The sequence below is a fragment of the Solibacillus ferritrahens genome, from assembly GCF_037027585.1.
Taxonomy (GTDB): Bacteria; Bacillota; Bacilli; order Bacillales_A; family Planococcaceae; genus Solibacillus; species Solibacillus ferritrahens.
The window spans coordinates 182,408-205,618 of record NZ_JAXCLE010000001.1 but is presented as its reverse complement, the minus strand read 5'-3'; the positions used below and the strand labels follow the sequence as shown (position 1 = coordinate 205,618).

29 protein-coding genes and 1 pseudogene are annotated in these 23,211 nt (G+C 33.7%); 19 read left to right on the top strand and 11 right to left on the bottom strand.

Annotated features, from left to right (window positions below; all coding sequences use genetic code 11):
- Window positions 1-227 precede the first annotated feature (227 nt).
- The 3 genes from SNE38_RS01045 to SNE38_RS01035 all read left to right on the top strand — a co-directional run bounded on the left by SNE38_RS01045 (window position 228) and on the right by SNE38_RS01035 (window position 2,051).
- Window positions 228-632, top strand: a complete 405-nt coding sequence (locus SNE38_RS01045; RefSeq protein ID WP_336045678.1) for a hypothetical protein — start codon at window positions 228-230, stop codon at window positions 630-632.
- A gap of 436 nt (window positions 633-1,068) precedes the next feature.
- Window positions 1,069-1,659 carry a histidine phosphatase family protein gene (locus SNE38_RS01040; RefSeq protein WP_408022373.1) on the top strand — a complete coding sequence of 197 codons (591 nt, stop codon included), beginning with the start codon at window positions 1,069-1,071 and terminating at the stop codon, window positions 1,657-1,659.
- Window positions 1,656-2,051 carry a bleomycin resistance protein gene (locus SNE38_RS01035; RefSeq protein ID WP_191705392.1) on the top strand — a complete coding sequence of 132 codons (396 nt, stop codon included), beginning with the start codon at window positions 1,656-1,658 and terminating at the stop codon, window positions 2,049-2,051. The genes SNE38_RS01040 and SNE38_RS01035 overlap by 4 nt, the downstream gene beginning before the upstream one ends.
- 216 nt (window positions 2,052-2,267) lie before the next feature.
- Here the strand turns inward: SNE38_RS01035 and SNE38_RS01030 are convergent, their stop codons facing one another.
- A complete protein-coding gene (locus tag SNE38_RS01030; protein ID WP_336045677.1) occupies window positions 2,268-3,515 on the bottom strand; it encodes a TcaA NTF2-like domain-containing protein in 1,248 nt (415 codons plus the stop codon).
- Window positions 3,516-3,653: 138 nt separating this feature from the next.
- Here SNE38_RS01030 and SNE38_RS01025 point away from each other — a divergent pair.
- Window positions 3,654-4,127, top strand: a pseudogene (locus SNE38_RS01025) (transposase); the annotation flags it as partial.
- Here the strand turns inward: SNE38_RS01025 and SNE38_RS01020 are convergent.
- A complete protein-coding gene (locus SNE38_RS01020) occupies window positions 4,085-4,849 on the bottom strand; it encodes a transglutaminase-like domain-containing protein (RefSeq protein WP_336045676.1) in 765 nt (254 codons plus the stop codon). The pseudogene SNE38_RS01025 and the gene SNE38_RS01020 overlap by 43 nt on opposite strands.
- A 125-nt stretch (window positions 4,850-4,974) precedes the next feature.
- Here SNE38_RS01020 and SNE38_RS01015 point away from each other — a divergent pair, with 125 nt between their 5' ends.
- A complete protein-coding gene (locus tag SNE38_RS01015; RefSeq protein WP_336045793.1) occupies window positions 4,975-5,193 on the top strand; it encodes a hypothetical protein in 219 nt (72 codons plus the stop codon).
- 151 nt (window positions 5,194-5,344) lie between these two features.
- Here SNE38_RS01015 and SNE38_RS01010 read toward each other — a convergent pair whose 3' ends face one another.
- On the bottom strand, window positions 5,345-5,725 hold the full coding sequence (locus SNE38_RS01010; RefSeq protein WP_336045675.1) for a DUF7668 domain-containing protein: 381 nt from the start codon (window positions 5,723-5,725) through the stop codon (window positions 5,345-5,347).
- A 278-nt stretch (window positions 5,726-6,003) separates the two neighbouring features.
- On the opposite strand from SNE38_RS01010, the gene SNE38_RS01005 reads away from it, so the two are divergent.
- The 3 genes from SNE38_RS01005 (at window position 6,004) to SNE38_RS00995 (ending at window position 8,492) form a co-directional block, all read left to right on the top strand.
- Window positions 6,004-6,534, top strand: coding sequence for an AAA family ATPase (locus tag SNE38_RS01005; RefSeq protein WP_191705397.1), 531 nt, complete (start codon window positions 6,004-6,006; stop codon window positions 6,532-6,534).
- Between the two features lie 283 nt (window positions 6,535-6,817).
- Window positions 6,818-7,240 (top strand): PhoU family transcriptional regulator, encoded by a 423-nt coding sequence (locus SNE38_RS01000; protein WP_191705398.1) that lies wholly within the window; start codon window positions 6,818-6,820, stop codon window positions 7,238-7,240.
- 937 nt (window positions 7,241-8,177) lie between these two features.
- Window positions 8,178-8,492, top strand: a complete 315-nt coding sequence (locus SNE38_RS00995) for a hypothetical protein (protein WP_191703690.1) — start codon at window positions 8,178-8,180, stop codon at window positions 8,490-8,492.
- A gap of 120 nt (window positions 8,493-8,612) precedes the next feature.
- Here SNE38_RS00995 and SNE38_RS00990 read toward each other — a convergent pair whose 3' ends face one another.
- The 3 genes from SNE38_RS00990 to SNE38_RS00980 form a co-directional block, all read right to left on the bottom strand.
- Complete coding sequence (locus tag SNE38_RS00990) at window positions 8,613-9,326, bottom strand: hypothetical protein (protein WP_336045674.1); 714 nt, start codon at window positions 9,324-9,326, stop codon at window positions 8,613-8,615.
- Window positions 9,313-10,017, bottom strand: a complete 705-nt coding sequence (locus SNE38_RS00985; protein ID WP_336045673.1) for a hypothetical protein — start codon at window positions 10,015-10,017, stop codon at window positions 9,313-9,315. Before SNE38_RS00985 ends, SNE38_RS00990 begins: the two co-directional genes overlap by 14 nt.
- A gap of 75 nt (window positions 10,018-10,092) precedes the next feature.
- Window positions 10,093-10,590 (bottom strand): hypothetical protein, encoded by a 498-nt coding sequence (locus SNE38_RS00980; RefSeq protein ID WP_336045672.1) that lies wholly within the window; start codon window positions 10,588-10,590, stop codon window positions 10,093-10,095.
- A gap of 300 nt (window positions 10,591-10,890) precedes the next feature.
- On the opposite strand from SNE38_RS00980, the gene SNE38_RS00975 reads away from it, so the two are divergent.
- The 3 genes from SNE38_RS00975 (at window position 10,891) to SNE38_RS00965 (ending at window position 13,890) form a co-directional block, all read left to right on the top strand.
- The gene (locus SNE38_RS00975; RefSeq protein ID WP_336045671.1) at window positions 10,891-11,535 is read left to right on the top strand and encodes an HAD family hydrolase; all 645 of its coding nucleotides are present in this window, start codon (window positions 10,891-10,893) and stop codon (window positions 11,533-11,535) included.
- Window positions 11,532-12,149 (top strand): NUDIX hydrolase, encoded by a 618-nt coding sequence (locus tag SNE38_RS00970; RefSeq protein ID WP_191703695.1) that lies wholly within the window; start codon window positions 11,532-11,534, stop codon window positions 12,147-12,149. Before SNE38_RS00975 ends, SNE38_RS00970 begins: the two co-directional genes overlap by 4 nt.
- Window positions 12,150-12,858: 709 nt before the next feature.
- Window positions 12,859-13,890, top strand: a complete 1,032-nt coding sequence (locus SNE38_RS00965) for a S66 family peptidase (RefSeq protein ID WP_336045670.1) — start codon at window positions 12,859-12,861, stop codon at window positions 13,888-13,890.
- A 123-nt stretch (window positions 13,891-14,013) separates the two neighbouring features.
- Here SNE38_RS00965 and SNE38_RS00960 read toward each other — a convergent pair whose 3' ends face one another.
- A complete protein-coding gene (locus tag SNE38_RS00960; RefSeq protein ID WP_336045669.1) occupies window positions 14,014-15,477 on the bottom strand; it encodes a phospholipase D family protein in 1,464 nt (487 codons plus the stop codon).
- Window positions 15,478-15,712: 235 nt separating this feature from the next.
- On the opposite strand from SNE38_RS00960, the gene SNE38_RS00955 reads away from it, so the two are divergent.
- Window positions 15,713-16,183: a YtxH domain-containing protein gene (locus SNE38_RS00955; protein ID WP_191703698.1), complete on the top strand. Its 471-nt coding sequence runs from the start codon at window positions 15,713-15,715 to the stop codon at window positions 16,181-16,183.
- A 547-nt stretch (window positions 16,184-16,730) separates the two neighbouring features.
- Here SNE38_RS00955 and SNE38_RS00950 read toward each other — a convergent pair.
- Entirely contained in the window at window positions 16,731-16,883 is a 153-nt protein-coding gene (locus tag SNE38_RS00950) for a YrzI family small protein (protein WP_191703699.1), read from the bottom strand.
- Window positions 16,884-17,393: 510 nt separating this feature from the next.
- On the opposite strand from SNE38_RS00950, the gene SNE38_RS00945 reads away from it, so the two are divergent.
- The 4 genes from SNE38_RS00945 (at window position 17,394) to SNE38_RS00930 (ending at window position 19,869) form a co-directional block, all read left to right on the top strand.
- Window positions 17,394-18,248: a serine hydrolase gene (locus SNE38_RS00945; protein WP_336045668.1), complete on the top strand. Its 855-nt coding sequence runs from the start codon at window positions 17,394-17,396 to the stop codon at window positions 18,246-18,248.
- Entirely contained in the window at window positions 18,226-18,693 is a 468-nt protein-coding gene (locus SNE38_RS00940) for an NUDIX hydrolase (RefSeq protein WP_191703701.1), read from the top strand. The genes SNE38_RS00945 and SNE38_RS00940 overlap by 23 nt, the downstream gene beginning before the upstream one ends.
- A gap of 333 nt (window positions 18,694-19,026) precedes the next feature.
- On the top strand, window positions 19,027-19,413 hold the full coding sequence (locus SNE38_RS00935; RefSeq protein WP_191703702.1) for a hypothetical protein: 387 nt from the start codon (window positions 19,027-19,029) through the stop codon (window positions 19,411-19,413).
- A 204-nt stretch (window positions 19,414-19,617) separates the two neighbouring features.
- Complete coding sequence (locus SNE38_RS00930) at window positions 19,618-19,869, top strand: hypothetical protein (RefSeq protein WP_191703703.1); 252 nt, start codon at window positions 19,618-19,620, stop codon at window positions 19,867-19,869.
- A gap of 119 nt (window positions 19,870-19,988) precedes the next feature.
- Here the strand turns inward: SNE38_RS00930 and SNE38_RS00925 are convergent, their stop codons facing one another.
- A complete protein-coding gene (locus tag SNE38_RS00925; protein ID WP_191703704.1) occupies window positions 19,989-20,243 on the bottom strand; it encodes a GlsB/YeaQ/YmgE family stress response membrane protein in 255 nt (84 codons plus the stop codon).
- 211 nt (window positions 20,244-20,454) lie between these two features.
- Between SNE38_RS00925 and SNE38_RS00920 the strand changes: the two genes are divergently transcribed.
- Window positions 20,455-20,979, top strand: coding sequence for a D-glycero-alpha-D-manno-heptose-1,7-bisphosphate 7-phosphatase (locus SNE38_RS00920; protein ID WP_191703705.1), 525 nt, complete (start codon window positions 20,455-20,457; stop codon window positions 20,977-20,979).
- Between the two features lie 42 nt (window positions 20,980-21,021).
- Here SNE38_RS00920 and SNE38_RS00915 read toward each other — a convergent pair whose 3' ends face one another.
- The gene (locus SNE38_RS00915) at window positions 21,022-21,885 is read right to left on the bottom strand and encodes a phosphotransferase family protein (protein WP_191703706.1); all 864 of its coding nucleotides are present in this window, start codon (window positions 21,883-21,885) and stop codon (window positions 21,022-21,024) included.
- Window positions 21,886-21,899: 14 nt separating this feature from the next.
- Window positions 21,900-22,124, bottom strand: coding sequence for a hypothetical protein (locus SNE38_RS00910; RefSeq protein ID WP_336045667.1), 225 nt, complete (start codon window positions 22,122-22,124; stop codon window positions 21,900-21,902).
- Window positions 22,125-22,321: 197 nt separating this feature from the next.
- On the opposite strand from SNE38_RS00910, the gene SNE38_RS00905 reads away from it, so the two are divergent.
- Complete coding sequence (locus tag SNE38_RS00905; RefSeq protein ID WP_191703708.1) at window positions 22,322-22,768, top strand: GNAT family N-acetyltransferase; 447 nt, start codon at window positions 22,322-22,324, stop codon at window positions 22,766-22,768.
- 79 nt (window positions 22,769-22,847) lie between these two features.
- Window positions 22,848-23,141 (top strand): hypothetical protein, encoded by a 294-nt coding sequence (locus SNE38_RS00900; RefSeq protein ID WP_336045666.1) that lies wholly within the window; start codon window positions 22,848-22,850, stop codon window positions 23,139-23,141.
- Window positions 23,142-23,211: the final 70 nt, after the last annotated feature.

Below are 23,211 nucleotides of genomic sequence, written 5' to 3'. Positions count from 1 at the left end.
AAGAAATACTGTTAAACTAACATTTCTTGGGTTTTCTTTTGGGAATTGTATATACAATTTTTTATGCAGATTGTGATAGCTGAATAAAAACCTGTATATTTAATCGAAAAAACGATCTTCCACAATCGGGCGCTTTTCTTTAACAAGGAGTGCGTCTATTTTCATTTGTAAAGATCAAGTAAGTTTATTTCCTTTTATTCAGTCATATCCTAAGATTAAAAAAGGAAGTGTATAAACTGAAAAAGGATAGAATTGCTTTAGTCGGAGCCGTAGTAATTTTAATTGTAGGAACCTTCTTATTTATCAATAACTCTTCGTCAAAAGGAACAGCATCTGAAGTTCCACCTACAGTAAGTTCTGAGGAAATGGAGAATTTCCTATATGGAGATAATGGAATCGTGAATCATGTGCATAATGAATTATCGGAAAAAGGTTATATATACCGTCTTTTAATTGCTGCTTATTCGAAAGAAGATATTCAGATGAAAATTATCTTATTAAACAAAGAAGCTACAGAATTAGAGCAAGAAGAGATAAAATCAATCTTCTATGAATTAGTTAAAAAAAGCAATCTAAATCCCAAAGCTTTTACTCTTAAAGTGAGTGATTCTGATGATGGACCAGATTGGTAAAAGGTTCAGATTTCATTAAACTAGCTAACTTAAGCTGATACTTATTCCACAATCGGGCGCGATTCCGAAATAAGGATCGCCCTTTTTTCGTTATAGGGCCATTTAATAGAGGAATAGTTCTAATTACAATTGGATATTTATGTTAATATTTATAGTAAATATACTTGTATTATTGAATAGGTAAGTTCGTTTAGGAATGTGATAAAGAGGAATATATGGGGTGATTCTATGAGTAAAAAAAACTTTGATTTAGTGGACTTTGGGGGCAGTACCTTCTTGAATAAGAAAAGTGCTTAATTTAATTTTAGGGGAAGATTGCTGAATAACATTCTTCTTCTGAAAAACAGGTTACTATTGCGAGAGGGATTTTTAAATAATGTACTTAAACTATCGGGGCAAGTTAATACAACAAGGGGATGTTAAAATAGAATTATTAATGTCGGGAGCTGATAAATTGACTAATTTATATTTTGTTAGGCACGCACATTCTATATATACACCTGATGAATTAAATAGACCTTTATCGGAAAGAGGTTTTGCTGATGCAGCAGTTGTTACAAAATTATTAAAAACAGAGGAAATTGGTATTGTTGTATCCAGTCCTTATAAACGAGCTCTTCAAACTGTCAAAGGCATAGCAGAATACATAAGTACAGAAGTTGAAATTATAGATGGTTTGAAAGAACGTACTTTAACCACAGTCCCAGCCAACGATTTTACTCTTGCAGTAACAAAAGTATGGGAGGACTACAATTTTTCATGGGAGGGTGGAGAGTCTAACATCTTCGCTCAAAAAAGAGGTGTAGAAACCACTTTTAATATTTTAGAGAAATACAAAGGTGAAAATGTTGTTATTGGAACACATGGAAATATAATGGTTTTAATCATGAATTATTTTGATAGCCAGTATGATTTTTCCTTTTGGCAAAATCTCAATATGCCAGATGTATATAAATTAACTTTTAATGGAAAAGTGCTCGAAAACGTAGAAAGAATATGGGGCATTTTAAGGAGTACAGAAAAATGAAATTCAATGCTTTAGTACCCGAGTTGTCAGTTACCGATATTGAACGATCTAAGTGGTTTTATACAGAGTTACTTGGATTCCAATTAGAATACGAAAGAAAAAATGATAAATTTGCATTTCTCTCACTCAATAATGCTCAATTGATGATTGAAGAAATTAATGGGTATTGGGAAACAGGCTTGTTAGAGTATCCATTAGGTAGAGGTATTAATTTCCAAATAACTGTTAAGGATATTCAATCTATTGTTAATAGACTAAATCAAAATGCAATTCCCCTTTTTAGGGAGCCTTTTGTTAGCGAATATACAACAGGTGAAACTGTATTTAAAGAAATTGAATTTTTAGTTCAAGATCCAGATGGTTATTTACTAAGGTTTTCACAGGGCGTTTAATTCAAAAACGATCTTCCACAATCGGGCGCGATTCTTCAATTAGAAGACCATGTTTTTCCGTTAAAATGCCATATTTTTTGAATAAGCCCAGCCCAATTTTATAGCAACAATTATTAAGAAAGCAGCCTAAAAATAGGGCGGTCAAACTATAAAATTTACAGAAATAAAAAAGAAATGGTACTCATACAATCCCATTTCTTTTATAAATTATAAGTTTTATAATACATAACCTTCATACTCAATTTCTTCAATAACAAGTGCACCTGTTTCATCCTGGAAAAATGTATAGGTCACATCATACCCTACATCTCCATCATCTTCTTTTGCAATACGATGCTCATACACCAAATAACTGCCGTCTTCTTGCACTTCAATTTGATTGACATTTGATTCTACGATTTCTACAAATGTCGCGCTGTTTATTAAGCTTTCCATCCATCCTTGCACGACCATTTCTCCCTCACTATTTATTGCAAAGTAAGAGGATACACTAGATGGATCTTGTCCATTAATCGCACGAGCAAAATCTTCCGCAAACCAATGAACTATTTTTCGTAAAGCTGAATCCGTTTCTTGATCAATGGATGTTACGACTTCTTCATTCGTACTCATCGTTGAAACATCACTTGTATCATCTGTATTTTGTTGCCCACTTTTTTCCAAAATTTCTTCTGTTAAAATTCGATACTCATTGTATGGGTCATTCTCCGTAAACTTAAATAACAGGTCAAATAGTTGCTTCGACATTTGTTCATCTTCTGACAAAATGAAAGCCCCACTTTGATATAAAAAGTTTAATAATTCATAGTGCTTTTTATCATATTTACTAGAAAGTCCAATAAGTGCGCCAATCCTTAATTCACGATTATTCTCTTCTATATATGTCTCAATTTCATATTCATTTGGAACGACTACCCCAATATCTTCAAAAAATGAAAAATCACTTACATATTCAAAATCAGCTGTTGTAAATGTAAATTTGTTGAAATAAGTTGATAAATCCTTTGTATCATCAAAATGCGTTAAAAAGGCATCGACATAGTTCATAAAATCCGCTTTCGCTCTTTCCACTGTTACTGCGGACTGGTCACTAAAGTTTTTGAGCGTTTCAATTTCTTCATCATTAATTAAATTTGATTGATGAGATAGACCATTTGTAAGTTGTTTCATTACATCGGCATGAGAACTAAAAACAGCTAACGAATTATAGGCTAATAGTACATTTGCGGCTATCGCCTCATTGGAATCTGGAAAGTCCTGCAATGTCAGCTGTAAATATTTTTTGGCTAGCGCCAAATCTTCACGATTAATTGCTTCAACTGCTTTTATATATGGTTCTACTTCTACTTCTGTAACCGTTTCGACTTTCGATGCTTCCTCATTTTTTTTCTGTTCTACGGGCTTTTCGTCATTCGAACAACCTGCTAACAATACAAGTAATAATATGCTAAACCATTTCTTCATTTTGTCACCTCATTCTCCCATAACATTAATACATTTTTAACAATACATGTATATTAATGTTTTATAATTAAGAAGAGTGAGCTATATTAACAGGATTTCATCGTTTTACTATAAATGTGGTCTTTTAATAAAGAGTGATTAGCGGTCATAGTCAGTGATTTAACATACGTTCGTGTCGGAAAAAAATGGCACTATGTATGCCTGTTTGTCGATCTGTTTAATCGTGAAATCATCGGTTTTAGTGCTGGCGAAAATAAAACAGCCGAGCTTGTGTATCAAGCGATTGCGAGCATTCAGGCCAATCTGAATGACGTCAAAATGTTTCATACTGACCGTGGAAAAGAGTTCGATAACAAACTAATTTCAGAGGCACTTGAAACATTCGGAATCCAACGGTCGCTGAGCATGAAGGGATGCCCTTATGATAATGCCGTGGCTGAAGCAACGTTCAAGGTATTTAAAACAGAATTCGCTAATCAAGCTCACTTCGCCTCTCTTGAACAGCTCGCTCATGAACTTGGGGATTACGTACACTGGTTCAACAACCTACGAATTCACGGAACACTCGGCTATTTAACGCCAGTTAAAACTTCTTTTTTTAACTTTGAATAAAGGTTTGTAAACTGTTTTATCTCATCTTGGTTCTTATGAAGGTTGTGTTGACTATTATAAGTGGCTATCCCTAACTCCGTAAGTTGATTGATCAACATTTTCCACTCTGCCCATTCTGCTGATTGACTTAATAACCCATTATAATACTTATCGAATTGTTCAATGAGGTAAAAACTTGAGAGTTCCTCGGAAATAGCATTAGATGAATCTAATGCAACAATACAAAAAGGTATTATTTGTTGCGAGGTTGGTATAGATTCTGGAGAAAAACTTATTCTTGTTTCTAACCAATGCTTCATACCAAATACCCCAAAAGCTGTATCTATAGGAATCCATAGATTAGAATCTTTGTTGTAATACTCAATCCATCTATGGTCATTATGGTTCCATCCAAAAATGGAGTAAAAATTCCCATCCTTTTCAATGAGATTTTCAGAAAACTTTTGTCGATCCTCCCATTCCGGCTGTGAGTTTATTTCCAAAATCCAACGTGTTTTTATTCCAATATGGTTTAAAACTTTTTCAACGACCTTCGCCTGTTCTGCACAGTTCCCAGCCTGGCGTATTAAGATTTCTTCCACAGTTCTTTCCTTATAGTCAGTTTCAATCCATTCAAATTCATCATTTATCCAGGAAAATATTCGTTTTACTCTTTCATTATCCTCTTTTGCACCCTTTATTCTGTCGCTTATTTGATTAGAGATTGTTATGCTGAATGTCATTTAACGTCCTCCTACCTATATTAATATTCTTAGAGAATACTACTTGGATAATTTTTGAAACAAATTAGGATTTTAATTCGTATATAGTTACTAAATACTTTAAGGTGGTGTTGTAAGTGGAATGGATGGCTTTAATAATAGCATTGCTTATACCTTATGGTGTTTTCATTTGGATGTATTTTAAACCGAAAGAAAGTTTACTGGTGGGAAGTCGAGGGATATACAAGGAAGAACCTGAAATAACGGAAAGTGCAATTAAGAATACAAAAATGAAAGCTTTAATCGCCATTATCTTTTATCCGATTTTATATATTATAATTTTTGTTTGTATTTTGAGCTATTAAAAATATAAAATCTTTTCTTCCACAATCGGGCGCGATTCTTCAATAAGAGGATCAAGTTTCCGTTATAGGGCCATATTGTTGAATAACAATTTTAAACAAAGTGTATTTTGTAAAGGTTTATTTCCATATGTTCTCCTTTTAACATATTGTTTTATCGTGGGTCAACTGTGATAAAAACACTTTTTAATCCGTCATCCGTTTTTAAAAACTCCATTTGTAAACACATATCTGTCAGTTTTGAATTTGAAGTTAAATCATAATCAACAGCAAATCCACTGTTATCATTGAATTCATAGAAGTTGATTTGTGAATATTCGTATTTTGGGTTGAAATTACAAGGTGCGCCATATTCATCAAATGAATCAAATCCATTTAAGTTTAAAGTTTCTTGAACATAAAAGAAAAACTCACCAATATCATCCACTTCAGATTCATCCACATAATTTAAAATGTTTTCATATTCTTTATTGTGCATTACTTTTAATATATTAGTAATAACAGTTAAAGCATATTGTTTATCTTCAGTTTTCATAGTGAACCTCCAAATTCTAATCTAAATGTTGTTAGAGACGGTGCTTTACTCAACGTGATAATTGGTATGTTTATTTCTATAAGGTCCTCGAACATTCGTTTCTGTGGAGTCCTACCTCGGACCGAGGGTACACCCCTAAATACAAACGAATGTCCATTCGGTCCAATATTCAGAATATACTTTTTATGCTTATTAATCAACTCGTATTCAAAAAAAAGAGGATAACAGCCTCTATCACATATCGATGAGGTAAAAATAAAAAGTGAGGAGATGGTGTAATGATTATAATGATAAACGGAGCATTTGGTGTGGGTAAAACCACTATTGCAAATATGCTTCAAAACGAAATTAAAAATAGTATGATATATGACCCTGAAGAGATAGGTTATATGTTAAGAAATGTTATTCCTATGGATATAAAAAGAACAGAATCCAATACAGGGGACTTTCAAGATTTAGATTTATGGAAAGAGTTAACTGTAGATGTGGGAAAAAGGTTAATTACGAAATATAATATTAATCTAATCGTGCCAATGACCATTAGGAAAATAGAATACTTAAATTTCATTTACAACGGATTTAAAAGTGTTGATGAACAAACCCATCATTTTTGTTTGAATGCAAGTAAAGAGACAATTTACGAAAGGTTAAGACTACGTGGAGAGGAAGAAGGTAACTGGTGTTTTCAACAAACCGATAAATGTTTAGAGGCTTACAATCAATACGATTTTGGAGAGTATATAGATACAGAAAAAGTTAGTATCAATGAAATTATTCAAGATATAAAAGAAAAGTTAAATCTTTTTTAAATTATATTATTTCTAAATCACCTGATAATTTACTAATACATGATACATACAAATAACGTTCCTAATAAAAGGTTTGGGATACATTAAAATGGCACGAACGTTGTTAAATGAACTGCTCCCTGTCAAGTAGACAGCAGAAATAATATAAATGATTTAAGCGGCTTGAGCTCTGTATTCTAGAGGGCTTAAGAGAAGCATTTATTTAGAGGTAGGTATTAAGACCACTACTCTTTTTCTTTGTTAAAAAGAGATTGCAGATTAGTTTAACAAGGGGGGAAATTGAATGAATAGGTTATTACTGATTGTATTATTAAGTTTTATATTATTTGGTTGTTCAGATGTAAATAGTGAATCAGATTCGAGTCCAATATTAGACAAAGAGTTTGTAGAAGCAAATGCAGAAATAGGTCAAACTAAAGATGAAGTAGAAGAAATATTCGGAACAAAATATTTCTCTGGAGAAGGTGAATTCGAGACCAATGAAGTATGGGTGTATGATAAGGTGAAAGACGATTTCGAGTATGAAAAAAGTATACAAATAGTACCCTTTGATGAAATCAGAGAAGGCAATGTGGATTATCAGTTATATATAAATTTTGTTGAGGACGAAACATTTATGTATCTGTATATTTACAGAGGAGAAGATGGGGAACTTTGGCAGTATCAAGTAAATCCAGATGGAACTACACAAGATAGAAAAATGTAGCGATAATAAACTATTGGGGGCTTTAGTTTAATAACGTTGTTCAACAATCGGGCGCGTTTCTTCAATAAGAAGATCGCGTTTTTCCGTTAAAGGGTCAGATTGTTGAATAAAAAATTTCAAAAACTGGATATTTATATATAAATTTAGGTGATTGTGAAATAATTTACTTAAATTAAGAAAGCAGGATAGTTTAAAATGATTAGTAAATATTATTATTTCTTGGAAATAGCCAATGAGGTGAAAAAATGTATAAACCATTATCTGAATTTGATTTCAGAATATATTCTAATGATAAGACATCGCATATAACATTTATCCTTGAAGAATATATACATGAACGATTACCCAGTTTATCTTGTACAATTGATGTGTCGATAATAAATTTATAGGTTGGAATATTAATGTTTGGTTTGAATTAGATAAATTATTGTCCTTCATTACTGAGTTAGAAGATCTAGAAATAAAAAGACAAGGGTCAGTTACGTTAAATGCGATGTCACCACATGAATTTAATATTACTATTGAGAACTATAATAAAAAGGGAGATTTATTAGTTAACTATTCACTTACAAATATTAAATATAATACTGATATATGTTTGAGGAATACATTAACCGGAGGATTTAAAATCGACTCTGAATTCTTATTAAAACTGTTAAGTGATTTCAACAAATTTTCTTCGGTTGCAAATCTTGGTGTAGATATTGAATTTTATAAAAAATAAAAATTTTTAAAATAAATACAAACTTCAACAATCGGGCGCTTTCCTTGAATAAGGAGAGGGTCCTTTTTCGCCTTTTCCTTTAAAGGGCAATATAATTGAACACCACCTAGTTATCTAGGTTACAATTTAGAAGATATTGTTAAAAAGTATTCTTAAATTGACGGGTAAATATATTGGAATTAAAATGAGAAATTTAAATATTGGGGGAATACAATGAAAAAAGCTTCAATTTTAATGATTACAGTCGTTTTATTAGTTCTCGCATCTTGTGGAGGACCTTTCATATCAACTACTTCGATGTTGATTGTTATTGAAAAGGGGCGTTCAAGTGACTATAAAGAGTATTGGGTTAAAGCATACGATCCGAATAATCAAACTAAAGAAGAAGCATTTAAGATTGTAGTTCAAGAAGAAATGGTATGGAACTTAATTGAGGAAGATAAAGAGTATTTTTCTTTGTATTCAAAAGAAGGAGATAAATCCTGGGTTTTAGAACAAATTGAGCATATAGAAGATCAAAAAGATTAAATTATTTAAGACTACTTTTATTCAACAATCGGGCGCTTTCCTTGAAGAAGGAAAGTCCTTTTTTGCGACGCACATAAAAACATGAAGTATGGAATTCTTCTTTTCCACACTTCATGTCAATTATTGAATCATATCCAAATCATAATACATGATAAACTCTAATGTCGTATCCGCTTTCCCTGTCCAATAACTTTCTGTGCCATTTGTCTCGAAATCTTCTAAATTATATTCGGCCGCAATTAAATAATTCGGATTGTAATTGAAAAATGAGAACATAGAATTATTTGTTACGCCAGCGGACTTATCAAGCTCAGCCATTAGTTTAGACCATTGTTCTGGCACTTTTGTAATGCCGTATTCCGACAATGTTATTTCCTCCGTTAATAGTACCTGTGGCGTAAAGAAATGATTATCCCCAGATGAAAGGAAGTTACGCTCACGGTAAAATAGTAACGTCATCGTTGCGTCTTCAGCGGAGCTTCGATTCCACACGATAAAACTTGATGATAAATCTTTTTCATCTAATTGCCAGCGCATTTTTTGATGGGTTGTTAAATTAACTAATTTCCACTTTGCCTTATCCCATTTCCAAAACGACATCGCTTTCGTTCCGTCATAATTTACAAACGGCACGAAGTAATGGTGTTCATCTAATTGGAGCACATCTTGTATTTCTTTTACGTTAAGGGAACTTGTGTAGCTATTCATTTCCTCGATCATTGCTGCTTCAGACAAAAATGACGTTGGCTGTTTAAAGTTTAGCCATAAAAGAATGCCTGCTATAGCGACCACTATGACTACAACGATTCCAATGATAAATTTATTTTTCCTCATTTGCCGTCACCTCCTGTAAAATCGATTCATCGAGGCGGTAATACAAATGTTTAGTCGGTGATGCGATCAGCAGGCCCTTTCCATCCTTCTCCACATAAATCGTTGCCTTCGCCTGACTACCCCATTTCGGCGCTATATTTGCTAAAATGTAGGGGAATCGTTCAACCTCAACTCGGTCATCACCAACACTTTCGTAGTACCAATCCGTATTCACAGGTTGCTCTTTTGCAGCTTTTACTTGCTCGAGGATAGATGCACGAACAGCTATATTGTCATTTGCTGACGGATGAATGCTCAAAATTTCTATGTTTTCCGAATGAGCTATATACGTATGGATATCATTTTTATCATAAAGAAAAGAATAGAATGGCATAATTAATAACGTACCTACTAAAAATAAATAATTCGAAAAAAATCCAAACCATGCAAATTTTAAATATGTATTAAAATTAGGCCGCTTTGAAAAAAATAAATAGCTGGTTATCACACCTAATGGAATAAGCGCGAAGTGAATTGCCTGTTGCTCAATTGGATAATTTAACGAAAATGCAAATTTACCGACAAAATATACAAGGACTGCTTTCCAAATAATCGGCTTTATTTCTTGCTTTTTATATAACTTAAAACCGATGACAAAAATTAGCAGCCAGCAAAAGCTGTAAACGACTGCTTCTACGAAATTCATACCCACCAATTACGCCCCCTTTAAGAATAATATGAGTCTTTTTTTCATTTACATTGCCTCCTAATATTTCCATGCAATATTTTAACGAGTCTCAGTTGTTAATTGTTCAAGTGTTTTCCATACAACGATTTTTTCAACTTCTTGTCCGTCACTATCGAATGTAATTTTTAATCTGCGCGAATTATCTACTTTTACATCACCCAATGAAAATTTAATCACAATTTTTCCTTCGCCATTAATTTCTAAACCATTTATGTCTTTTAATTCTCTGTCATAAGATTCGTCACGTAAACCAGTTTTCCTTGATGGTTCTGCTCCGAAAATCTCATACTTTATGCCATCTTCTTCGTATGTAGTAAGAGGGTCGGGATAATCTTTAACGAACTCAATCGATTTTAGTGTTATAGGTGATTCACCTGTCCATTTAATGGGCGCTACCATATAAAAAGTTTCTTTTTTCCAATCAGCACCAAATTGCCCTAATAAAAATTCACCGTCAACCTCTTTGACCTGTTCGCTACACCCAGCAAGTGAAGCTAAACAAAACAAAATAAATAAATTGAATAATATTCTTTTCATAAAATACCTCTTCAAAATTTTACCATAAATCGTACTTTGCGAACGCATAGATTTAATGCTCCTAGTTATTTCGCAATCGGGCGCATTTCTTTAATTATGAATACGTCCATTTTCATTTGAAATAACAAGTTACTAAACGACACTTTGCTAACTTTTTTGTTCAACTAATACAGCATGTAGTTAAGAAAGAAGGACTTAATGGAAAAATATAGAAGTATTTAAGAAACGGAAGACTATTGTTTTAGACTATAAATGTATGTGTAAAGATTGCGTTCTTTATGCTAACAAAAGGAGTTATTCATGAAAGCTGTAGTGTTTGATTTTGATGGAACATTGGCGAATACTTTACCAATTTGTTTTTATGCTTTTCAAACGGTATTTAAAGAATTTGATAAAAGGGAACTTACTACAAATGAAATTAAAGAAATGTTTGGTCCTTCTGAAATAGGCATTATTATGAATAATTGTTCAAGTCCAAATAAGGAAGATGCAATTGAATATTTCTACAAAAAATATTCGGAAGTACATAAAAGTTTGGTATTAGACAATCCTGAAATCCTAGACTTATTGAAGTCGTTAAAAGATGCAGAAATAAAATTAGGTATTTTTACAGGAAAGGCAAAAAGAAGTTTAGATATCTCTCTAAAAGCATTAGGGATGGAAGGTTTGTTTGATGTCATTATAACTGGTGATGATGTTATAAAACCGAAACCTGATCCAGAGGGTTTACTGAAAGCCTTGTCTCTTTTAAAAGTTGAGAATTCTGAGGCGATTTATATTGGAGATAGTGATGCGGATATTATTGCTGGTGCACAAGCTAACGTCTATACAATCGGTGTTCAGTGGTTACCTGAATACCAAACGTCTGAATTTAGTGTACAACCCGACTTAATTATAAAAAGTATAAAGGAATTCAAAAGCTCCTTTAAAGTAGGTGCTTTATGAGTCATCAATGGTTGGAATGGGCAAAAAGAATTCAAGCATTATCTCAGGCTGGATTAACATTTTCTAAAGACAGCTATGATATCGAGCGTTATGAGGAATTACGTAAGATTAGTGTAGAGATTATGTCCGAATACACTGAACTTGAAATGAAAAAAATTAAGAATTTATTTGCAAATGAAACGGGTTACCTAACTCCCAAAGTTGATGTTCGTGGTGTTGTTTTTAGAAACGAGCAGATTTTAATGGTAAAAGAAAATATTGATGATAAATGGGCATTGCCGGGTGGGTTTTGTGATATCGGATTATCCGCTTCAGAAAACGTCGTAAAGGAAATTAAAGAAGAATCGGGCTATGATGTTCTCCCAATTAGATTACTTGCCTTAATGGATAATAATAAACACCCACATCCTCCAGAACCATATCATTACTATAAGATATTTATATTATGCGAGATCATTGGAGGAGAAGCTGCTGTAGGTATTGAAACGAAAGACATTCGATTTTTTTCTGAATACAATTTACCACAGCTTTCTACTAATAGAAATACCGAGTCTCAAATTAAAACACTCTTTGAATTTGCGCGGACGCCTACAAAGGAAACGCTATTTGATTAAAACTCTAGTCGTCATAAACGTATTAAAGTAAAAAGATAAAAAATGAAGAATGAAAAAGATATATCGTTATGTACCTTAAGGGGGAAGTAATATGAAAAAGTCTTTACTGATTTTTTTAGTAGTAATATTAGGGTTAATTATTTTAAGTGGTCTAATGGCTATTGCATTGTTTTTTAAATTCAGTTAACTAGCTAATAAGACATAACAATCGAGCGCTGTTTATTGAATAAACCATAAATTTTATTTCAAATAATGAAGGCTTCAGAAGTATTTGAAATTATTAGGGGGTGTAGGCACTAAAACAAAGGGGTGCAAGTCAATAGTAAAAAAAATAACGCAGTTGGGTATAGTGATGCGTCTTTTGGGGTAGGTGTAATAGCAATAATCTTAGCTCTCAATGCAATTCTTATGTTTGTCATAGGAGTTATTTTAAATATTTACACATTCATTATAAAGAAACGAAAAGCAAGAGAAAGCCATATGTTAGAAAGATAAAAATTCACCCAAAAAGGTATCGGATTACAGATTTCCAACTGTGTTCGATGCTTTTTTATTTTTAAGCAAATACATACGGATTCAATGTCAAGAGATTATTGGAAAAGATATGTATTGATGTGTTAATATTTGGAATAATGCAAATCTCACGAAATAAGGAAGAAGAGTACTTTTCCAGTTTCATAATGAATTGAAAATGTTAGGGGGAGTTAATGTGTTAATGAAGCCACAAAAATTGCAGCGGGGAGATCGGGTTGCTACAGTAAGTCCTTCTTGGGGTGGGGCAGGTGAACCAGCACTTAAATGGCGATATGAACAAGGTGTAAAGCGGTTGGAGGAAGTTTTTGGACTAGAGGTTATCCCAATGCCGAATAGTTTGAAAGGTGGAGAATATCTTTATGAAAATCCACAAGCACGAGCTGAAGATTTAATGACGGCATTTAAGGATGAACGTATCAAGGGAATCATTGCAAATATTGGTGGAGACGATAGTATTCGCTTACTCCCTTATATTGATTTTGATGTTATACGTAACAACCCCAAAATATTGATGGGTTATTCCGATGTGACCATTTCTCATTTATTTTGTCACAAAGCAGGTATTTCTTCATTTTATGGTCCAGCAATTTTAACTGATTTTGCAGAAAATGTGGAGATGGACCCTTATACAATTGAGATGATAAATCGAACGCTATTTTCAAATGAGATTATTGGTAATATTCAACCGGCTAATGAATGGACGAGCGAGCGTTTGGAATGGGCAGAAGAGAATAAAAATCTTCGCAGGAAAATGCAGAAAAATTCAGGTTATGAAGTACTTCAAGGATCAAGCGTAGCACAAGGACATTTGATAGGTGGTAGTATTGAAGCTTTAGAGTTTGCTAAAGGAACCGAGATCTGGCCAGCAAAAGAATATTGGGAAAATAGCATCCTTTTCTTTGAAACATCTGAAGAATACCCTGATCCACATCTTATTAAGTATTGGTTGCGAAATTATGCTGCACAAGGCATTCTACAAAAAACGAATGGTATCATTTTTGGTAAGCCACAGGATGAGAAATATTATGATGAATATAAAGAGGTAATTCAAATAGTAATGAAGGAATTAGATTTGGAAGACTTACCGATTCTTTATAACTTGAATTTTGGTCATACAGAACCTAAATTTATTTTACCTTATGGCGTAAAGGCAGAAATTAACTGCGAGAAAGGGACGTTCAAAATTCTAGAAAGTGGAGTGAAATGAAGGTAAATAGCTTTTCTAGAAACGGGAACCTTATGAAAGTTTCTTTTAAGTGTGTTTTAATGAAGGCAAAGTCTAAATAAAAAGGAGGTGCCGGATTGAAATTGAGGCATCTCCTTTTTCCTATTAATAAGTAGTTACTTTGGCTATTTTTTGTGCCGTGTAAATCCAGCGCTGCCACCAGGAAAGGTTATCCTGAAATTCTTCCACATCAAGCGTGTAGAGGGCATCTTCATTTTTCCAAAGCCGTTCAAAATATTGTTCCATATTCAAGACGAGCGCGCTATCATTTGGAGCGAGGATGCGGACGTTATTTTCCAGATTGTAATCATCTAATGTTCGTTCCGTATAGTTGGAAGAACCGCTTGAAATGATTGTTTGTTCCGCTGTTTGAATCCAGATGGCTTTTGTATGGTATTGACCGACTACGGTATTGTACCAGCGAATGTTGATCTGTTCCTCTGTATCCTCAAGCAGTTCGTTCACAACCGGTCGATTTGGCAGACCGGTTTTTTTCTGACCGAATGAGTTTTCATTTGGGTCTAGAATCATATTCACCTGCACGCCGCGGTTTACTGCATCGGTTAAGGCGTTGACAATGTCGCGCTGGGCAATAAAGAACATGCCTATCCAAATTTTATCTCCTGTTTTTGTCGCTGCTAGATCTTCGAGTAAGGCATCCAAAATCTTCTTCTCGGTCAAATATTGCACAGCATACTGGCCTTCACCTTGCTGAGGAATATCAGCTCTCGGCAATTTCGGACCATCCGACATAAGCGACACCGCTTCTTCTGACTTGAGAATATCGTTTATGATGGGCCCAGTTACTTTCAAAGCAAGATTTCCGTGGAAACCACTTGCATCATGTGGGTTTGATGATGTAATAATCGCTTCCTTTTCCGAAATGGCTGCTTTACGGTGGTTGGCTTTCACATTGAGCAGTTCCAAATAGGAAGATACAGTCATTTTTGGTGCTTTGCTCGACATGGCATTGGCAATCCATCCTTTGCCGTCGTTGTCGAACCATTGAAAAAATAATCGGTATAAGCCTGAATAAATCGGTGTGGAATCCCGAAGCGGCTCTAAATTGGTGTAAACAATTTCTACCCCGGCTTCACGCATCTTCTTGAACCACGGGGTTTCATAGGAGCCATAGCCTTTATTTAGCGGATCGGTGATGAAAATAACCGGCATATCGGGATTGTTTTTCTTTTTCTCGGTAAGCTTGTCAGAGAGGAGATTCGCGATTGGGGGGAAATCTTCTTTTTCATCGAAATACCCATCCATCAAAAAGAAATCGACTACCACAAACTGTTCGGCTTCATCAATCAATGTATAAACTTCATCGAATATATGATTCTCATGTTTCCGATTGGTCCCTTCTTTGTCTTGTGCATAAGTTAAATCCGTCAGCATTTCAATATTGTCAGTTCTATGCAAGTCTCCTTCATAGGAAATACCTTCCGGCAACGGTTTATATGTATGCCATAACATCTCACCTATATATAGCAAAATCAAAAGAAGTAAAAGAGCGCTTAGAACTTTATATTTGCGACTCCGGCTGTTCCATTTCTTCAGAACTTTTTTCATTGAAATTCCTCCAATACTCTTGTACTTTTAGTTCCCGTGGAAAAGCAAAGTTAAACAGCGGTAGCTTGCGTGGTGGATAGGGCCATTTAACTTTGTGAAACCTTAAAAGTAAAATGGAAATGTCTGTAGCACCTCATTGTTAATGCTTGTTTGAATAGCCGAAAAGTTTAGATGAAAAAAATATCGGGCATTAAGTAGTAAGAGAACAAAATCAAAACATAAAGGAGCATAAATTATGACACAAACTTCTTATAATGATGTATCGACAACCACGGAAAACGAAAATAATGGGAAGCTTTTAAGAGGCATGATGATAGGGGCGGTTATTGGTGGTGCGCTTACAATGCTTGACTCAAACACAAGAAACAAAGTAACTGCCACAACAAAAAATATGAAAGATTCGACAATGGATATGTACAGCCATGTCAAAAACAATCCATCAGAAGTGAAGGAGGACTTGCAAGAGCGTTTGAAATCCGCTTCTTCTGTTCTCAAAGAAGCAATAAGAGATGCACAAAATCTTTATGAAAAAGTAAACGAGAACATTATTCTCCCAGTTAGTACAGTAAAGGAAGAGTCAAGTGAAATTCTCTCTCATGCCAAAGAAGCCAAGACTGACTTAAAGGTAATCGGAGGGAAAGTAAAAGAAGCCGGCGAAGAAGTGATGGATAATAATAATGGGAAAAACCAAGGTGCTAAATATTAGGAAGCTTCCATCCCTAATATACAGCTTTCAATTCCTACGAAATAAATAATCTTCACCATTAGGACGCTTTTCTTTAAAGGAAAGTGTCTTTTGCTGTTTAGAGGGAACGAGGAAATGGTGTAGGTTCAAATATAATAAAGTATCGCAAGGGAATGAGGTTATTCTGAAATGTTTTTGAGTGTTGACCCAGTTGAGAATCCTAAAATGATAAAGTTAATTTGAAGCAATTTCGCACCCATATTCAAAGGGAGCAGTTTTTTATAATGATGATGGTACTACTTATAATAAAACCTATATAAGAACTGATTTGAAAAAGTTGTTGAACTAACGGAGGCTTTAGCGAAGAAAGGGCTTCGACTTCTCTAATATGTGGCTGTGTGAAAAGAATTTACTTTTCCCACAGCCCATGAGATTTAAGTGTTTACTACATTATATTACTTCATCTGGTAGCTAAGTGGAGTCTTTATCCACCCATAAAACTGCATAATTCCTTTTAATCATATAAATCATTTCAATTCCCACCTCTCAGATTTTTGAATTAACAAAATTAATATTGACGATGACGTGCGTAATTTTCTAATTTCCTTCGGTTCTCTTCAAAGATTTTTTTTGCATTTTCATCATGAATTACTTTCTCAAGAGAAATCTCACGCTCACGTTTTGTAATAGCTATTGTAAGAGAAAAAATGTTTAATACCATGGTTTATCACCTCCTTAAATTACCCTAAAAAATGAAAAAAACCGTAGAGAGACTCCCCCTACGGTAAAAAAAAGGCACAAAAATACCGTAGGGGTACACTTCTCCCTACGGTATGGGTATACTTAATTGTAAAAAAACTTTAAGCGATCCATTCCAATTTGGTCGAATGTGTGATTTTCGTTTTTGTTGAAGTTGTAACTATTAGTGACATTAATTTATTGATAATGATCATTTTATCCGACCTCCTTAAGAATTTTTTGATTATTGTGTAAGTATAACGGACTCAATATTATTTGTAAACATTTATTTACTAATTATATATAAAATGTAAAAATATATATTCGCTTTCCTTGAATAAGGAAAGGGTCTTTTTTTGTTCGTTTTTTAAAACGAACAATGGATGATGAGGTACAAAAAATCTTTTACAATCGGACGCTTTTCTGGAATAAGAGTAGCGTCTTTCTTCATGAAAAGGGGGCAGATTTGTGATGTAACCTATATTGGATATTTATGCTAAAATATATAAAAATTGTGAAGTGGGGTTTTGAGATGGAAAAAGTTCTTGGAAAAATAAAAGAATTAGAGTCAGGTGAAGTGGGAATTATTATTTATTCTCAAGTAAAACAAGATGTACTTTTATCATTAAATTCGGGTTTATTACTGCCGCTTGCTTCTGCAGCAAAAGTTCCAATTGCCTTTTGTATCGCAAAATTAATTGAAGAAAGACATTATAAATGGACTGATATTGTTGAAGATGTAACTTTTAATCCGGAAGAGGATGGTAAGGAAGTATATCCTCACTTTCAAAATAGAGATAACTTGTCACTCCAAGATGCGGTGGAAGTGATGATAGCTTGTCACGATAGCTTTGTTGCGAACAGAATCGTTCAATTTTGTGGTGGATGGGAAATGATTAACCAAAAATTAAAATCATATTTTAATAACATAAATATTACTCAAAATCCTAGAGACTTAAATAATAAGGGTGAATTGAGTGAGATGTTAGAACTTTTACGATTAATATATCAAGGGTACGAAATTAATCCTGATTTATGGACTCCAGTTATAAATGGTTTAGTTAGGCAACGAGGTGATATAGATGGTATACCAAGCCATTACTTAAATCATATGACTGGTGGATTAGATAATCTTATTGTTGATATTGGGATAATGGGTGAGTTCTCCAAAAATCCATTATTATTTGTTGTGGGGGCAAAGGGGTTACCAAATAGATATAAAGAGAAATTAGCAGATGAAATAATTATTGATGCAATGAAATTAATTTATGATGAATATTGCAATCAAGAAGTTCATCCGAAGACTAGTTTCAAAGGAGAAAATGATGAACTATATTCAATCTCTTAGAAATATTATTGGAACGAGACCAATTATTGCTCCTGGATCAGCAATCATTGTGATGAAGGAAAAGGAGTTATTACTACAATTACGTTCAGATACAAATGATTGGGGAATTCCTGGAGGCGGGATGGAGATAGGGGATAGTTTTGAAGAGACAGCTAAAAAAGAATTGTTTGAAGAAACGGGCCTTATTACAAATCATTTAGAAATATTAGGATTAGCTTCTGGTAAGGAGTTTTATTATAAATTTCCTCATGGGGATGAGATATACAACGCCACTGTTATATTCAAAGCTGGAAAAGTAAGTGGCAATCTGAAAAAAGATGAAGAAAGTAGGGAACTTGCTTACTTTCCATTAGATTCTTTACCTGAATTAAATTATACTACCCAAAAAATTTTAGAAAAGATTGGTTACATAGTTGTGGAGGAAGTTGAAAATGAGGTGGATTGAAAGGAGAATGTTAAATGGATAAATGGTAGGGATGCTGTGTTTTGGACTTTTAAAAGGATATTTAGTGTCGTTTTATTAATAAAAACATAAGGTACAACTAAAGAATGGAAAAAGTTTTATCTTTTACCGATGGGATGATTGTTTGTTAAAAATAATTTTTTCAGTATTATCTGCATTTCTTTTTCTGTTAATAAGTTCATCATTTACAGAAATGCCTTTTGGCTTGGAGGGGAGGAGTGGGTTTTCAAGAGCCATATTCTTTGAATAAGGAATTGTGCCAAGCCCCTAGAAAACCCAACATATTATTCTCCGAAATCAAAGGAGGTGATTATAATGAATAAAATTCTCTTTGGGGTATCCTTAGTTGGTTTAGTGTTCTCTTTTATATTTATGGTAGTATCAATCTGGAACAATACTGATTGGATGTTACTTGAAAGAGGTTATTATACTTTTGGAATAATTACTGTAACAATAGCCGTATACTTAGCAATTCAACTCTTAGTGGAATTAAATAATCTCGATATATTAGGTAAATTCAATATGGTTTTATCAGTGGCATTTGCAGTAATATCGATAATCTTCATGGCAATTTCTATAAGAAATACAGAGTGGGTCCTGCTAGAAAAAGGTTACTATTGGATGGGGCTAGGGTTTGTTACTGTAACGTCAGCAATGGTTTCTGCTACTATATCAAGTATCCTTAGAAGCAACAAAGAATAACGTCAAAGGGTGGTGAGACGCAATGTTTCATCGCTCTTTCTATTTGTATATAAAAAGTTATACGACTTTTACTATAAATTGGATATAACATTTTTTTAAACAATGCACTAAACGAATGGGTATGAGTGTTTTAACAATAATGTTTTTTTTTGGAGGATAAGTTATTATTAAGTTTATGGTTTTTATTTTAGGGAGGTTATGAATATGAAAAGCACATTTGAAGTTATGCACGATGGTCACCATATTCAAGTGGAGAATAGTTGGTTTTCCGGAGAAAAGCTATATGTAGATGGTCAATTACAAGATGAAAATCTTGGTATTGGTTTAAGATGTAAATTATATGGTGAACTGAAAAGTAATGTAGATAAAAAAATTATTAAAGTAGCTCTCGGGGGAACTTTTAAAATTAAATGTAGTATATTTGTAGAAAATACCTTGATTTATCCTAAACAGTAATAATGCTTCTTACTAGGAACTTTAACAGTAAAATTTACATAAATAAGTCTAATAACTTTCCAGCTAAAAGGTCCTCCACAACTAAAATTGTAGAGGACCACTTTTTTAAACTATTTAGCTTATGAAGCTCTACGCATTGATTTCATGATGAAGCTTACTATGAACACAAGTATTACGGCTCCAATGATAGCAGGGACGATATAGAAATCTGAAACTTTAGGTCCCCAACTTCCAAGAAGCATACCACCAATCCATGCACCAACAATACCTGCGATAATATTACCTATAATTCCGCCTGGGACATCTTTACCCAAAATTACACCTGCAAGCCAACCGATAAGGCCGCCAATAATTAAAAACCAAATGAAACTCATACTATCCATCTCCTAATTTTTATTTTAGATATTTCGCTATAGTGTTTTATAACCTTTATTGAACGAGTCTAAACTTTAAAGAGAAAAAATATTTTTATTACTTGCAAATAGATAGTTACACTTAAATGTGGGATATCTGAAATAACACTGCGTAAAGCCGATAATTTATAACATACTAAAAGTAAGATTAAATATTAAAGGTGTGATTGGATTGAAAAGGGCAGTTTTTTTAGATCGAGATGGCGTAATAAATGAAGTGCTAACGAATCGAGTGAAATTTGTAAACGAACCGAAGCAATTTTATTTTTTACCTGGTGTAGAAGAAGCAATTAAAAGTTTAAATGAGTATTTTGATTATGTGTTTGTCGTAACAAATCAAGGTGGAATCGGATTAGGTTTTATGAAGGAAAAGCAGTTACATAAAATTCATGACCATATGGTAGTTGAATTGGAGAAAAAGGGAGCAACGATTCATGAGGTTGCCTATTGTCCACATAAACCAAAGGCTGGGTGTAAATGTAGAAAACCTAATAGCAAAATGATTGTAGATCTAGGGAAAAAATTCAAAATTGATCTTGAACAATCATATATGGTTGGAGATACGGATACGGACATTCAGGCAGGTAAAAAAGCGGGAACAAGAACGGTTTTTATTGGGAAGCACGATCCATTAGCAGATGCAGCGTTTCCAAATTTAAAAGAGGCAGCACAATGGATTATTCAGGATTTAAAATGATAAGCGGTAGTGCCAAGCGATATCTACTCGGCACTATTTTTTTTACATAACAAAAGTCTTTAATTTAGCTAAATTTTCTTCTAAAAACAAAGCGTTTTTTTCAATACCACGACGCTTAGACCAGCCAATACTATTGAAGGCATCTATAAATGAATAAAACGGTAAGACTGTATCTAAATCAATGAGTGGCCTAACGCTTTTATAGCCTTCTTGAAACGCCTCATAGAAAGCAGGGTTGAAGCTTAAGAAATCACGGTTCAATTTTGTGAAGTCTATTTCTGTTGAACCGAAGCGGACACTTTCAAAATCAATCATGCCTGAAACTTGATTGCTGTCAATAATAATATTGGCTGGTCGGAAATCCATATGTACAAAGCTCGGTCCATCATGAGGAGGAAGCTGCTGTTTCATTTCCTCAAATTTCTCAATGGCTTTCCTGTACAAATAGTCGTCCACAACAGTGATTACATCTTCAGCAAAGCTATAAAATTGTTTCTCGATAAAATGAGACCAGTTTGGAAATTCATTTTGGATACCGGTTAACAATTTCCCTTCTGGTGGACGAATCGAATGCATAGTGCCTTGAAGAACACCTACTTGAAAAGCTACGGTTGGCGAAACATCTGTTGTTAACGGTTTTCCTTTTAATTCAGACAATAAAAAAGCGCCGGAACAGGCATCATCACCAGACCAGTAATCCAACATTTCCGGAATAGCAACACGCCCCTTCAAAACCTCATAAGCTTCCAATTCACGCTGCCATTTCAATTTTGTATAGGGAATTTTCAAAAAAACATTTTCCCCATTTAATAATGTGCATTTATAGACGGTAGAACTATGAGAATTTTCCACATCACTAACAGATTGCACCTGCAGCCCAAATCGATCAATTAAACTATTTAACAACAAACAAACCTCCCTTAAGCTATCTCTACTTTTGTAAGTATAAAAATAACAAGAATTATAAGCGTTAACATCAGAATCCCGATTAAGGACACCCATTTTGAATAACGTATTGCGCCTTCAATTACTTGATGCGCTTCTTTGTACTTCATCCGTTTTAGCCACACTAAACTTTTTTTCGGGTTGAAAAAGATCCAAATTAAAACTGCATATATTAGATTAATTGACAGTATTATCGCCATTTACAGCACCTTTCAAGAAGAATAAGTATTAGTTCGCAACCTAAATGAGAGCCACTAAAATCTGTTAAACTGCTCAAATCCGTACGTTTAAGTATAACAGCTTGAAGTCTTTAAATGGTATAATTTTACACATGTACTTTTTAAAATTTAGGTGAGGTGAATAGTGTGAATAACTATGATGGGAAGGTGGTATTGCTTTGCTAGAGTTAAGAACAATTAATCAGGACAATTACGAAGAATGTTTAAACTTGCGGACAATTGATACCAATGTGGACTTTGTAGATTCTGTAGCGTGGTCATTAGCCGAAGCGTGGGTATATTATGAGGATTCACGACCTTTTGCAATTTATGCCGATAATGTGATGGTAGGTTTTGTTTCAATGTATATTGGCGAAAATAACCCCCAAATCATAAATTTTATGATAGATAGCCGGTTTCAAAGAAGGGGCTATGGATCAGCAGCGGCTAAGCTTTGTATTGAGTATTTATGTAAAGAATTCAATGCACGTAGGATTTCCGCACCAGTTAATCTAGAAAATATCACTGCACAAAAATTTTGGAGCAACTTAGGCTTTGAATCAAAAGACGATATAGAGGATGGTTATCTTTATATGCGGTTGTACATATCAGAAAAATATGTCTGAAAATATAAAATGAAACCTATTTCTATAAAAAGGCTACGATTATAACGTATCCAAAACAAACGGCACCGCCTTGTTAGATGTGTCTAACAAATGGGGTGCTTTGGAATGTTTAGAGGAATGGAGGTTCAATACTTTGAGTATCAAGACGTTTCTTCTTAGTTCTATCGTTATCTATATAATGATTAGCCTTCCTACGATGTTAGGGATTGGTTATGTTATTGATTGGGTGCCAGAAACAACAGAATTACAAAAATTTAAGGGATATGTTATGGAAGGACTTACAAACAACTACCTCATCAAAATTGTAATTTCAATAATAATCGGTGCTATCTTTAGCTTCTTTCTACAAAACAGTAATTATAAATTGGATTAATACATTTAATATTTTTTTGCTTTCATTCTAGAATTAAAATTTAGGATAAACTCGTACCCAAAAGCTACTA